The following is a 13,548-nucleotide window of genomic DNA, read 5'->3' as shown; positions in this document are numbered from 1 at the left end:
ACGAGCTTAAGTGGCGCTACCTGCGGTAGGAAGCGTGACTTAGCACTGGTCGAAAGCCCGTCGTGGACTCGTCGGCGTTCCGGGGATTTGCTGGGTTGAGACAACCGCGATCACGTGAGGAGGGCCGGTGCGACTTCCGCTGTTGCCACCGAGCGGTTTGACCGCCGCGCAGCAAGCCCTGTACGCCGACATGCGCGCCGTAATCGACAGCGGCTTCGGCGAACTCATTGCATACCACGGCGACGGCGCGCTGGTCGGGCCGTTCAACGGTTGGCTGCATTTTCCCCAATTCGGCGCGCCGGCTTGGGCTTTCAACAGATCGCTGTGGGAGCATGCCGTGCTGCCCGGCAGCGTCCATCAATTGGTCATCCTGGTCACCGCCGCGAAGTTCGGGGCACGGTACGAGATCTACGGGCATGAGTACTTCGCACGCCGCGCGGGGCTGTCCGACGACAAGATCGCCACCGTCGCCGCCGGTGAGCGCCCCGCCGACCTGACCGCCGACGAACGCGCCGCGTACGACATGGCGGCCGCGCTCAACCGCGGCGGCGTGCTGCCCGAGACCACCTATCGACGTGCCGTCGCGCGGTTCGGCGAGCAAGGGGCCGCCGAGATCGTTTTTCTGGTGGGCTGCTTCTCTATGGTTGCCGTGACGCTCAACGCCTTCGACGCGGGAGTTCCCGGCCGCGAGGAGACATAGCGCCCATCGGGCCGGGAGACGGCGGCTTTGCGGCAGAACGGGATGCCGACGAACGGGCTGTGCTGCAGGTACTTTGGTGATGACGCTCTGAAATCCGGAAGGCGAACTTAGACGGCGCGATCCACCGCGTGCCGTTGAGATCGCGTGATCGCCGCCGTTTCGTCGGTCAGCTTCTCGCCGATGAGCCGGATCTGCCTCGCGCTGAGCGGGCACAACGGATGCACGGCCAGCATCAGGGCGGCCTGCCCACGATGGTCGAAAACCGGCGCGGCGATCGTGACCACGGGTTGCTTGCGCCGGCCGGGGTTGTCGTCGGAGAGGAAGCCGATCGTGGTGAACTCGACCAGCAGCTGATCCAGGATGTGCCGCACGGGCGTCGGCATCTCGTGCTGATCCAGCGTCCCGACCGCCTGGACGGCCTGCGCCAGCGCGGGCGTCGTCCAGTCGACGTCGAAGCCCCGCTCCCGTGTGTGCTCCAGGACGCGTTCGAGGCGCTGAGTGCGATCGATGTTGTCGCCGGCGCCGCGACGGATCCATGCCCGTTGCTCGTCCTCCCCGTCCCACGCCGCCAGGGCGACGCCGAACGGCGGGGCGTAGGGGATCCGATCGCCCGGGATGCCCGCGGGCTGCGTCGCGGGGTCGCCCTCGAAGGCGGTCACCACCAACGAGTCACCGAATCGCTCGACCACAGAACCGGCGTAGCCGACTTCACGGGAGAGTCGCAGCGCCGCGGAACGCGCGGCGTGCGCCAAGGGACGCGCGGTGTCGGTCCGCGCCGCCACCACGGCCAGCGCGGGACCCAGGGTGAACGTCTTCGTGACGGGGTCGCGGCTGACCCACCCCCGGTCGCACAGCGTCTTGAGGATCGCGTGGGCCGTCGCCTGGGTGAGATCCAACTCGCGCACGACGTCGGAGAAGCGTAGCGGCGCATCCGGGGACCGGGCCAGGAACTCGACTACGTCGAGCACGCGGGCGGTCGGCGCCGACGGCGATCCGCGAATGTCTTGACTCCTTTACCGCAAGGTTCATATGGTTGCACCGAACATTCGAAACTCTATATCGATTATTCGAGAAAATAAACGAGGCTGATGGACGAGGTGCCCGGCGCGCTGGAGCTGGGGCCGCAGATCCCAAGCACCACCGCGCATCGTGGTCCATCCGAATGGAGACGTCCGATGACCGAAAACGGCGACCGGCAGGAGATTTCGGATCTGCTCGTTCGTTACGCGACGGGGATCGACCGACGCGACTGGCCGCTGTTTCGAACGGTGTTCACCGAGGACTGCCAGCTCGACTACGGCGAGATCGGCGCATGGAACGGCGTTGACGCCGTCACGGACTTCATGGAGAAGACGCACGCCTTGGCGGGGCACACGCTGCACCGGTTGACCAACCAGGTCATCACGATCGACGGCGACAAGGCCACGGCCCGTACGTATGTCGATGCGCTGATCATGTTCGCCGACAACCAATCCGGTGCGAACGGGATCGGCTTTTACGACGACGACATCGTCCGCACCGCCGACGGATGGCGCGTCGCGCGGCGGCGGTTCACCGTGGTGCGGGTGGCTACAGTGGGGAGCCCTTAGATGACATTCGCAACCAAGTACGGGCCGTGGGCGCTGGTCGCCGGGGCTTCCGACGGTCTGGGCGCCGCGTTCGCCGCGGGGCTCGCTGAGCGCGGCGTCAACGTCGTGCTACTGGCCCGCCGCCAATCGGAACTGGATCGCGTTGCGGCGGAAATCAATTCCAAGACGTCTGCCGAAACACGCACCCTCGCGATCGACCTCGCGGGGCCGGGCGCGGCGTCGGCGATCGCGGCGTCGACCAGCGATCTGGAGATCGGCTTCCTCGTGTACTGCGCCGGTGCCGACCCGAACTATGAACCGTTCCTTGCCAACCCAATCGAGGCCGCCGAGGCGATGGTGCAACGCAACTGCATGGTGCCGATGCAGTTGTGTCACCACTTCGCGCCCGCCATGGTCGAGCGGGGCAGCGGCGGCATCGTCATCTTCGGGTCCGGCGCCGGGCTGGCCGGCGGGGCGAACATGGTGGCCTACGGCGCGTCCAAGGCGTTCGACATGGTCTTCGCCGAGGCGTTGTGGGCCGAGTTGCACGACAAAGGCGTCGACGTGGTGGGCCTGATCCTCGGCAAGACGGACACGCCCGCGCTGCGCCGGCTCGAGCACAGCCGCGGCCAGATCAGTTCGCCCGACGAGACCCCACCGGGCGCCGTCGCCGTGGAGGACGTGATCGCGGAGGCGTTCGACAACCTCGCGAACGGCCCAACCTGGTTCGTCGGCGACGTCATGCGCGCCGCCGAGCAGCTGACGAGTTCACTGACGCGCAAGCAGGCCGTCGAACTCTTCGCACAGGCCGCGGCCGCGGCGATGGGCCCGCCGGGCTAGCCGGGGGCGCGCCACGAGATCAGCACCCGGCACCCGCCGGGCTCCGCCGGGAACCTTGGACTCCAGCAACGCGTCGTAGTGAATATTGATGTTCCACGGCTGTCCGCCGGAATGCACTTCCGCGAAGCTGATCGAGCTATCCGTGCACCGTCGACACATCCGTGGCCCGAGACACGGCCGCCCGCGGCGTGGGCAACTCAAAACGGCACCACAACGCCCAAAAGGTTTGCCAAAGTTTCAGATCAGCCAGCCCGAACTTTCCACCCCGACGGGCGTGGCCAGCGAAGACGGAATGCGGTGTACGGCTCCTTCGCCGATCCGGTCGCGTTGCTGGCCTATGGTTTCGCGGGTACGTTTGGGAGCAGTTCGCCAGGGCATACGAGCCAAGCACCCACCACTGATCGGCACCCCTCTTCGAGCTGAAGGATGACGATGCCGGCCACAAACTCACCCGCCGCCACGGTCGCGGCGACATCGCGCGCGCGGCGGTTCACCCTGGCCCGTTCGGCGCTGATCACCGCGATCTTCATCGCCCCGGCGGTGGTCATCCGAATCATCGGCCTGCACCTGGACCCGGTCGCCGCGCTGCTGATCTACGGGTCCGCGGTGGTCGCCGCCAGCTTCCTGCTGGCGTGGGCCGCCGAGACCGCGCAGATCGACGTCTCCGGCGGGCTGGCGATCGCGGTGCTGGCGCTGGTGGCGGTGCTGCCCGAATACGCCGTCGACCTCTACTACGCCTACGTGTCCGGCCACGATCCGGATTACACCCAGTACGCCGCCGCCAACATGACCGGGTCCAACCGGCTCCTGATGGGGCTGGGCTGGCCGATCGTGGTGCTGGTCAGCATCATGGTCGCGCGAAAGGCGGGCAGCCCGAAATCCCGCGGCGTGACCCTGGAGCCCGCCAATCGCGTCGAACTCGGCTTCCTGCTCGTCGCCGGGGTGGTCGCGTTCGTGATGCCCGCGACCGGCCAGATCCACCTGGCCCTGGGGCTGGTGCTGCTGGCTTGGTTCGGCTTTTATCTGTACAAGATCGGCCACGGCGACGTGGAGGAGCCCGATCTCATCGGTACCGCGGCCGCCCTCGGGGAGCTGCCCGACCGCACCCGGCGCGCCGCCGTGATCGGCCTGTTCGTCACGTCGGGCGCCGTGATCCTGCTGTGCGCCAAGCCGTTCGCCGACAACCTCGTCGCGGCCGGCACCGAGTTGGGCATCGACCGGTTCCTGCTGGTGCAGTGGCTCGCGCCGCTGGCCTCGGAGGCGCCCGAGTTCATCATCGCGGTCATCTTCGCCTCCCGCGGCAAGGGCACCGCGGCGATCGCCACGCTCATCTCCTCAAAGGTCAACCAGTGGACGCTGCTGATCGGATCGCTGCCCGTGGCCCACCTCCTCGGCGGCGGCGGGTTCGCGCTGGCGCTCGACTCCCGCCAGGTCGAGGAAGTGCTCCTGACGGCCACCCAGACGCTGATGGGGGTGGCGCTGATATTGGGGCTGCGTTTCGGGCGGCTCGCGGCGTGCACGCTGCTGGCGTTGTTCTTCGTCCAGTTCCCGTTGGTCTCGACGCAGGAGCGGTTGCTGCTCTGCGGTGTCTATACCGCGGTGGCGGTCGTCGGCCTGATCGTCAACCGCAGCCACCTGATCGACACGTTCCGGGCGCCATTCGTCGGCCGGGCGATCCGCCACACGGGCCACCCCCATCACGAGGTGGACGGTCCCACGCTCCCCAGGTAGCGCGCGAATAACCCGGCGTCCGCTCCGAAAGCGCTCTGCGTATACGGTCCACGTATGAATCGAGTGTCGGTAATCACGGGCGGCGCCGGCGGCATGGGGCTGGCCACGGCCAAAATCGTTGGCCGCGACCACACCCTGGTCCTCTGCGACGTGCGGCAGGACCGCCTGAATGCGGCGGCCGCGACCCTGGAAGGCCTCGGGATGACGCCCACGGCGGTCAACTGCGACGTCACCGACCGGGGCGCGGTCGATGCGCTGCTCGACACTGCAACCAATCTCGGGACGCTCGCCTCGGTCATCCACACCGCCGGGGTCAGTCCGAGCATGGGTGCCGCCGACTACGTCATGCGGACCAACGCGGTCGGCACGCTCAACGTCAACGAGGCGTTTTACGCGAACGCCGGTGAGGGCGCGGTGATCGTCAACGTGGCGTCCATGGCCGCCCATGTCCTCCCCGCGGAAATCGTTCCGGCACAGAAATTTCCGCTGGCCCTGGAAGACCCCGAGGCCTTCATGGGCGCCATGCTGACGGCCTGCGACATCGCGCCCGAGGATGTCCGGTCCGGCATCGCTTACGCGCTGAGCAAGACCTACGTCAAGTGGTACAGCCAGGCACAGGCCGAGCGATTCAATGCGCGCGGGCTGCGCATCGTCTCCGTTTCCCCGGGGTCGACCGACACCGAGATGGGCCGACTGGAAGAGCAGGCCGGGGCCGGCGCCATGGTCGCCGACGCCGCCGTACCGCGCTGGGGCAAGGCCGAGGAGATGGCGGAGCTACTCGCGTTCTGCGCCAGCGACAAGGCCGGTTACCTCACCGGCACCGACATCCTCAACGACGGCGGGGTGATCGCCTCGATGACCGAGCGAGCCAGGGCGGCCGCGGCCAAGGGCTGACCCTCAGACCAGGTAATACAGCTCTGCGGGCGGGGCCGGTTCCGCCAGCCCGTTGTGCGCATAGCGCACCGCTTTGAGCGTCGCGGAGTATTCCTCGTCTTCCTCGGGGAAGACGTGCTCCGCGGGGAACCAGCCTTGGAAGCCAACGTTTTTCAGCAGCGTGAGCGTATCGGCGCGCACTCCGGCGAGCAGGACGGTGACACCGCGCGCCGCCTCCTCGCGCAGGAAGTGCTCGATGCGCTCGATGCAGACGACGTCGGGATGGCGCACCCGTTTGAGCCGCAACACCACGAACCGGATGCCGTCGCTCTCGACCCGCTGCCTGATCTCCGACAGGTAGCGATCCAATTCCGGTGCGGCGCCGAAGAACAGCTCGCCTTCCACGTCGTAGATGACGATCGAGGGATCGGCCGGGTCGCCCGGGATGCGTTCGCGGACCACGCGTTCGGGGGTCACGATCAGCTCTTTGGCCTTCAGCTTCGCCGCGCGGGGCACAAACAGCAGGATCGACAGGATCACGCCCAGCAGAACCGACTTGTCGAGATCGATCGCCACTCCCGTGAACGCGGTGACGAGCACCAGGCCGGCGTCATAGCGCGACGCCTTGAGCGTGTAGATCAGGCGCTTGAAGTCGACGAGGCGGGCGGCGGTGACGAGCAGCAGCCCTGCCAGCGCCGCCTGGGGCACATAGCGCAACAGGGGCGCGAACAATAGCAGTGCCGCGGCAACCGTTGCGGCCGAGACGATCCCGGAGAACCGGGTCAACCCGCCGGACTGGAAGTTGATCGCAGATCGCGACAGCGAGCCCGAGCCCGGCAGGCTCTGAAAGAAGCCGCCGGTGAGGTTGGCCAGACCCTCGGCCATGATCTGCCGGTTGTAGTCGATCTGCTGTTGCGTTTGATAGGCAATGGCTTTGGCGATCGACAGTGCCTCGATGATGCCGACGAACGCGATCGCCAGCGCGCCGGACGACAGCTCGGGCAGCCAGTCGATGTGGACCTCCGGAATGTGCGGGACCGGCAGGCTGCGCGGGATCTTCGCGGCCACCGCGACGGCGGTATGTCCGTTGGCGCCCGGAATCGACCACCCCGCCACGTAGGCGATCAGGGCGGTGACGATCAGCACGGCGAGCATGTCGACCTGCGGCCAGCCGTAGCGTCGGACCAGCTTGCGCAGTACGACCGCCAGGACCACCGCGGCGACGCTGAGCGTCAGGGCGCGGGGGTTGATCGCGTCGCCGTGCGTGAGGGTGAGCCATACCCGGCGCAAGACCTGCATGTGCCCGTTTCCCTTGTCGCGCACCCCGAGTGCGTTGCCCAGCTGCCCGGCGGCGAGCAGAAACGCCGCCGCAGCCATGAAGCCGATGATCACCGACTCGGAGATGTAGCGGGTCAGGTTGCCGAGCTTGAACAGGCTGATCACGATCTGGAATCCGCCGACCAGCACGGCCAGCAGGAACAACCCCTCGAAGAGTTGGGTGCTGTTCTCCGAATCGATGAATGCCAGGGCGCCGAAGACCAGCAGCGAGATGGCGCTCGTCGGCCCGTTGATCAAATGCGACGACGAGCCGAAGATCGACGCGACGATCGTCACGACGATGGCCGAGTAGACCCCGAACCTCGGGTCCACGCCGGCGATCAACGCGTACGCCATCGCTTGGGGGAACGAGATGGCGGCAACGGTCAGGCCGGCAATGAGATCGTGCCGGCCCTTCACCAGGTCGTAATTCAGCGCGAAGCCCACGGTGCGTTCGGTCTTTCCGTCAGGTCGCCGACGCCGCACCCGGCGGCGCCGAGATCGTGTCGAGGATTCCGTTGATGCCGAAGAACTGCTCGCGCGCGTCGCTCCAGTCCTTGGCGATGGCGGTGATCGGGAACAGCGCGAGCGGGGGCAGCCGGTCGGCATGTTTGGCCAGGATCTCCGGCTTGAACGGGCGGTAACCGTATTGCGCCACCTGTTCTTGCGCGGCGTCGGTGAACAGGTAGTCGAGGTAGGCCTTGGCATAGGTCGCCGTCTTCGGATCGGTGACGTTGGCGTCGACCCAGGCCACCGCGGGTTCGGCAAGGATGCTGACCGGCGGATAGACCAGCTGCAGTTCGTCTTTGTTGGCGGCGACCTCGCGCAGCGCCTCGTTCTCCCAAGTCAGCTGGACATCGCCGATCTTCGCCAGCGTGAAGCTGTCGCCGGCACCGCGCGCCCCGGCATCCGAGACCGCCACGTGGCGCAACAGCGACCGCACGTAGTCGGTCGCTTGGGCGTGGCTGCCGCCCCGGGTGGTGACCGAGCCCCAGGCCGCGAGGACGCTGAGCTGGCCGTTGCCCGAACTGCGCGGGTTGGGGGTCACCACGGACACGTCGCCCTTGATCAGGTCGGGCCAGTCGTGGATGGCCTTGGGATTGCCCTTGCGGACGACGAAGACGATGGTCGACGTGTACGGCACCGAGTTGTGCGGCAGCCGCCGTTGCCAGTCGGGGGCGACCAGCCCCCGCTTGCTCAGCGTCTCGACGTCGCTGATCAGCGCCAGCGACACCACGCTGGCCTTCTGGCTGCCGTCGAGGACGCTGCGCAGCTGACGGCCCGAACCGCCGTGAGATTCCTTGATGTCCAAGCTGATTCCGGTATGCACGCGATATTGTGGGATGAATGCCTTGTCGATCGCCGCGTACAACTCACGCGTCGGGTCGTAGGAGACGTTGAGGATTTGGTTGGTTCCGGCACCGGGAGCATTCTTGACGACGATCGCGGTGGCGGCGAGGACGAGGGCGACCACCCCGACGACGTTGAGCCAGCCGATGCGCAACCGGGGGCGGAAACGCTCGAACGCCGGACGCGCTTTCAACATCCAGGCGTCCTCTCACAGCAAACGCCGGACCATTTTGTCCGGCACCAATACTTTCAAGGATGTTAACGATCGGGCCACTTCGGCACAGCGTTGAGAATCACCCTGAAGCTAACTGCAAAGCGCGCCCCGTACCTATGCTGGGCAGATGCCGCAGCGGGCTTTGCGTGACCGCCTGATCGAACTCGAAGTACCCGAGCAGGACGTGGCGCGCGGGCGGGCCCTGCGCAAGACCGCCCCCCGGCGTTCTTTGGCGCGGTTGACTCCCGCGAGCCGATCGGCCACCGAGATCCTCGTCGCCCAAAACGCCGGCCGACTGCCCGAACTCGTCCCGCTGCGTTTTGCCCGAATGCTCGCCGACCCCTTCTCGTTCTACCGCGGCTCGGCGGCGGTCATGGCCGCCGACCTAGCCGCAGGCCCGACCAGCGGGATCGAAATCATGTGCTGCGGCGACGCTCACATCTCGAATTTCGGCGTGTATGCCGCGCCGGATCGCTCAATAGTCTTCGACCTCAACGACTTTGACGAGGCTGCGGTCGCGCCCTCCGAGTGGGACGTCAAACGCCTGATCACCAGCGCGATCGTCGGGGGACGCCATGCCGGATACCCGGTCAAGGCCATCCGCAGTTGCGTCGAACAGGCATTGGCGAGCTACCAAGCGAGTTTGACGGCGATGCTCGAGGAAATGGACGTCCTGCAGCGCTACTACCTGCGGGTGGAACCGGAGCACTATACCGGGACGGTGTCCAAGGGCCTGCAGGCGGTGATCCAGAAGACGATATCCCAGGCGCGCACCCGTACCTCGGCGCGAGTCTTCAAGCGGATCACCGAGATTGGGCCCGACGGAACCCCGCGCCTGCGGGAGGCGCCGCCGGTACTCCAACATGTGGACGAGGAGACCGAAGGGCCGTTGGTGGAGGCGGTCCAGGAGTACCTGACGGCGGTCCCGGCCGACGTTGCGCTCCTGCTGTCGCATTTCCGCATTACCGATGTCGCGCTGCGCGTGGTCGGCGTCGGCAGCGTCGGCACCCGGTGTTACCTGGTCATCCTGGTGGGGCCCAACGGCACGCCGCTGATCCTGCAGATCAAAGAGGCCACTCGATCGGTGCTTGACGAGTACGGCCGATGGGCCCAACCGGAGAGCCTCAACGCGGCGGTCGAGGCGAGCGGCCAGGGCATCCGCGTCATCGATGGCCAGCAGATCCTGCAGGCGATGTCGGACGTGTTCCTCGGCACGACACGCAAGGACGGCCGCGACTACTACGTCCGGCAATTCCACGACATGAAAGGCTCCGTCGACACCGAAGGCATGTCACCTTCGACGTTCGGCGAATACGTCAGTGCGTGCGCGGTGCTGCTGGCGCGGGCGCACTCCCAGAGCGCCAACGCATCGATAATGCGCGGCTATGCGGGCACCGCTGACACCTTGCACGAGGCGATTGCCGAGTGGAGCTACGCATACGCCGACAAGTCGCTCGACGACTTCCATCAACTGCGCGCGGCGGCCAAGGCCGGCGACATCGAGGTGGCCGACGACCCCGCGCGCTGAGATGCTTCCAATTACGTTCCCGGGGAATCGGTTTCGGCATGCAGGCGTTCCGCAGGGCGATAGATAACGTGGCGAGCCGGATCGGCGTGCCGAGGAGGCGGCGGAGCAGCTCTTGAGCGGTGCGACCAATCGTGCGACCGCAGCCGCCAGGTGCGCCGCGCGTATTCCAGTTCGGTATAGGGCCATTGGGTCACGATGCGGCCGGTGGGAGAACGGAAGTAGCTGTCGCACTGGGTCCACACGGTGCGCTCGAGATCCGCGGAAAGCGCCTCGTTGTAGCGCCTTTCGGCCTCCGGACGAACGTCGACGTAGCCGCCCCGGCGCGCCACCCGGCTAACGGCGCTGGCCACCAGCCGCGCGCCCGCCTCCAGGATGTAGACGATCGAGTTGCCGCCCTGGTTGGTGTTGGGGCCGTAGAGCATGAAGAAGTTCGGGAAGCCCGCGACCGCCACCCCCAGATAGGCGCTCGGGTCGGCGCCCCAGTGCTCGTGCAGCCGTTGACCGTCGACGCCGACCACGTCGATCCCCGACAGGTAGCGCGACGTTTCGAAGCCGGTCGCCAGCACAATCGCGTCCACGTCGACGGTCCGGCCGGCCGCGGTCAGCACCGACGTCTCGGTGACCCGCGCGATGGGATCGGTGACCAGCTCGACGTTGTCCGCCTGCAACGCGCGGTAATAGTCGTCGCCCAGCAGCACCCGCTTGCAGCGGAACGGATAGTCCGGCGTCAGCGCGCGGCGCAGCCGCCCGTCGGCCACGGTGCGCTCCAAGAACGACGTCGCGACGTGCGTGCGCGCGGCGACCACCGGGTCGTCGGCGAAGGTGGCGGTGTTGTCGTGCTGGAATTTCCAGATCTGCCAACGGGCGCGGCGCACCGCCAGGGGATCACGCCGAAAGCGCGCCAATTCGGCCGGGCTGTAAGGCCGGTCGTCCTTGGGCACCATCCACGGCGGGGTCCGCTGGAACACCGTCACGCGTTCCGCGGTCTTCGCGAGCTCGGGGACCACCTGCACGCCGCTGGCGCCGGTGCCGATCACCGCCACCTTCTTGCCGGCCAGCTCGATGCCGTGATCCCACTGCGCGGTGTGCATCAGCGAGCCGCCGAAGTCGGTCAGCCCCGCGATGTCGGGACGCTTCGGCGATCCGAACAATCCGACGGCGCAGACGACGACGTCGGCGCTCAGCGTCTCGGCTTGCCCCGCGCGGTCCACTTCGCAGTTCCAGCACCACGCGTCGGGGTCCCACCGGACCGAACGCACTTTGGTGCCGAGCATGAGATGGCGGCGCAGGTCGAAGTCGTCGGCCACGGACTCGAGGTAGGCCAGGATCTCGGGCTGACGAGCGTAAGTGCGGCTCCAGGACTTGTTGGGCGCGAAGGAAAAGGAGTACAGGTGGCTCTGGATGTCGCAGGCGGCGCCGGGATAGGTGTTGCGGCGCCAGGTGCCGCCGACCCCGTCGCCGGCCTCGATGATCACCAGGTCGTCGAGGCCGGCGCGGCGTAGCGCCACCGCCGCGCCGAGGCCGCCGAAGCCGGCCCCGATGATCGCCACCTTGGGCGGGCGCCGGCGGCGCGTGGCCGCCCGCAGCCTGCCGACCGCATAGCGCCGGCGGGCGCCTCGGCTCGTCACGGCCCGGCCCTTCCGCCGCGGACGTCGTACCCTTCGAGGTCCCCCTTCGCCCGCCACGCCTGCAGCAGGTCCGCGTACTCGGTCGGTGCGCCGATGAAGAAGCTGCCCTGCCGAGTCTTGGCGTCCGCCTTGCCTTCCCGGTTGTAGTAGCCGGGGGTGCAGGTCCTGGCCCGCTCGGCGGTCGCCGTCGAGCGGGCCACCACCAGGTCGACCCACGCGGCTTCGGCCTCGCGTGACGCCTCGATCTCGCTGACGCCGCTCTCCAGCGCCCACGCGATGATCCACGCGGCGTGGCTGGCCTGCACGTCCAGCAGGTAGGGGAAGTTCACGGTGAGCCCCGCCTGGGCGATGCTTTCGATGAAGCAGTTCGGAAACCCGTTGGCGCACAAGCCCTGGAACGTGCGCACTCCGTCGCGCCACCGGTCGGTGAGCGTCACGCCGTCGCGGCCGATCAGGTCGAACCCGGTGCGCCGGCAGTAGTCGGTGCCGACCTCGAATCCGGTCGCGAAGATCAGGCAGTCGAGTTCGTACGTCGTTCCGTCGACGACGACGCCGGCCTCGGTGATGCGCTCGACCCCGCGGCCGCGGGTGTCGACCAGCGTGACGTTGTCGCGGTTGAAAGTCTGCAGATATTCGTCGTGGAAACACGGCCGCTTACAGAAGTAGCCGTACCACGGTTTGAGCGCCTCGGCGGTCACGGGATCGATCACGATCTCGTCGACGCGCGCCCGGATCTCCTCCATCTTGGCGAAGTCGGCCAGTTCGATGTTCGGGGCGGCGCCGGCGCCGTCCTGGCGCATGACGGGCAGTTTGCGGGTGATGCTCGTCCACGCGTCGGCGACCAGATCCTCGTCGGCCTGACCGCCCGCCGTCAGGATCTGGAAGTTGCGGATGCGCTCGGCCTGCCAGCCCGGCCGTAATGCGTTGGCCCACAGCGGGTCCGTGGGCCGATTGGCTCGGACGTCGACGGATGACGGCGTGCGCTGGAACACGTAGAGATGCCGCGCCGCCGCGGCGAGGTGCGGCACGCACTGGATCGCGGTGGCGCCGGTGCCGATGATCCCGACGCGCTTTGTCGCCAGGTGCTCCAGCTTTTCGCCGGTGTAGCCGTAGTCCCACCGGCTGGTGTGGAAGGTCGGCCGGCGAAAACTGCCGAGGCCGGCGATCCCGGGCAGCTTGGGCTTGGCCTGGTAACCATTGGCCATGGAGACGAACTTGGCCCGCATCTCGTCCCCGTGGTTGGTCCGGATGATCCAGCGCGAAGCATTTGAATCCCAACGGATCTCGTGTACGTCGGTTTGCAGGCAGGCGTCGCGGTAGAGGTCGTAGTGCTCGGCGATGCGCTGGCAATGGGCGAAGATCTCCGAACCCCGGGCGTACTTGTCCGCCGGAACGTAGCCGAGCTCCTCCAATAGCGGCATGTACACATAGCTTTCGACGTCACACGCGATCCCCGGGTACCGGTTCCAGTACCAGGTGCCGCCCACGTCGGCCGCCCTGTCGATCAGCCGCACGCTTTGGACACCGAGCTCGCGCAGCCGGGCGCCGGTCAGCAGTCCGCCGAAGCCGGCACCGATGACCGCGACGTCGACCTCGTCGGTGAGCGGCTCGCGGGTGAACGTGCCGTCCACCCATGGGTCTTCGGCGAATCGCGCGAAGGCACCCGCCGTCTCGACGTACTGCGCGATTCCGTCCGGGCGCAGTCGGCGCGCCCGCTCATCGGCGTACTTGCGGCGCAGCGCGTCGACGTCGAACGTCGCCCCAACGGTCGCAGGCCTTGGCATCGGCTCCCTCATCGT

The 13,548-nt window shown here is 67.5% G+C and carries 11 protein-coding genes; 6 read left to right on the top strand and 5 right to left on the bottom strand.

Annotated elements, in window-relative coordinates; translation table 11 throughout:
* Nucleotides 1-127 precede the first annotated feature (127 nt).
* Entirely contained in the window at nt 128-700 is a 573-nt protein-coding gene (locus tag N415_RS11265; protein WP_068181062.1) for a carboxymuconolactone decarboxylase family protein, read from the top strand.
* Between the two features lie 107 nt (nt 701-807).
* Here N415_RS11265 and N415_RS11260 read toward each other — a convergent pair whose 3' ends face one another.
* On the bottom strand, nt 808-1,668 hold the full coding sequence (locus N415_RS11260) for a helix-turn-helix domain-containing protein (protein ID WP_068181059.1): 861 nt from the start codon (nt 1,666-1,668) through the stop codon (nt 808-810).
* 207 nt (nt 1,669-1,875) lie between these two features.
* Here N415_RS11260 and N415_RS11255 point away from each other — a divergent pair, with 207 nt between their 5' ends.
* From N415_RS11255 to N415_RS11240, 4 genes are all read left to right on the top strand, one after another.
* Nucleotides 1,876-2,289, top strand: a complete 414-nt coding sequence (locus tag N415_RS11255) for a nuclear transport factor 2 family protein (RefSeq protein WP_068181114.1) — start codon at nt 1,876-1,878, stop codon at nt 2,287-2,289.
* Nucleotides 2,290-3,108: an SDR family NAD(P)-dependent oxidoreductase gene (locus N415_RS11250; protein ID WP_068181057.1), complete on the top strand. Its 819-nt coding sequence runs from the start codon at nt 2,290-2,292 to the stop codon at nt 3,106-3,108.
* Nucleotides 3,109-3,534: 426 nt separating this feature from the next.
* A complete protein-coding gene (locus N415_RS11245) occupies nt 3,535-4,839 on the top strand; it encodes a sodium:proton exchanger (RefSeq protein ID WP_081665190.1) in 1,305 nt (434 codons plus the stop codon).
* A gap of 54 nt (nt 4,840-4,893) precedes the next feature.
* Nucleotides 4,894-5,733, top strand: a complete 840-nt coding sequence (locus N415_RS11240; protein ID WP_081665189.1) for an SDR family oxidoreductase — start codon at nt 4,894-4,896, stop codon at nt 5,731-5,733.
* Nucleotides 5,734-5,736: 3 nt separating this feature from the next.
* On the opposite strand, the gene N415_RS11235 is transcribed toward N415_RS11240, so the two are convergent.
* The gene (locus tag N415_RS11235) at nt 5,737-7,476 is read right to left on the bottom strand and encodes a SulP family inorganic anion transporter (protein ID WP_068181102.1); all 1,740 of its coding nucleotides are present in this window, start codon (nt 7,474-7,476) and stop codon (nt 5,737-5,739) included.
* Nucleotides 7,477-7,495: 19 nt separating this feature from the next.
* On the bottom strand, nt 7,496-8,575 hold the full coding sequence (locus N415_RS11230; protein ID WP_068181054.1) for a sulfate ABC transporter substrate-binding protein: 1,080 nt from the start codon (nt 8,573-8,575) through the stop codon (nt 7,496-7,498).
* Between the two features lie 145 nt (nt 8,576-8,720).
* Here N415_RS11230 and N415_RS11225 point away from each other — a divergent pair, with 145 nt between their 5' ends.
* Nucleotides 8,721-10,121 (top strand): DUF2252 domain-containing protein, encoded by a 1,401-nt coding sequence (locus N415_RS11225; RefSeq protein WP_068181050.1) that lies wholly within the window; start codon nt 8,721-8,723, stop codon nt 10,119-10,121.
* Between the two features lie 11 nt (nt 10,122-10,132).
* Here N415_RS11225 and N415_RS11220 read toward each other — a convergent pair whose 3' ends face one another.
* Both N415_RS11220 and N415_RS11215 read right to left on the bottom strand, forming a co-directional pair.
* A complete protein-coding gene (locus N415_RS11220; protein ID WP_068181047.1) occupies nt 10,133-11,749 on the bottom strand; it encodes an NAD(P)/FAD-dependent oxidoreductase in 1,617 nt (538 codons plus the stop codon).
* Nucleotides 11,746-13,533, bottom strand: a complete 1,788-nt coding sequence (locus N415_RS11215; protein ID WP_068181042.1) for an NAD(P)/FAD-dependent oxidoreductase — start codon at nt 13,531-13,533, stop codon at nt 11,746-11,748. The genes N415_RS11220 and N415_RS11215 overlap by 4 nt, the downstream gene beginning before the upstream one ends.
* Between the last annotated feature and the right edge of the window lie 15 nt (nt 13,534-13,548).

It is taken from the genome of Mycobacterium sp. UM_CSW, from assembly GCF_000455205.1.
Lineage (GTDB): Bacteria > Actinomycetota > Actinomycetes > Mycobacteriales > Mycobacteriaceae > Mycobacterium.
Note: the sequence above shows the minus strand (reverse complement) of the source record. Positions and strands in the feature narration are given on the sequence as shown.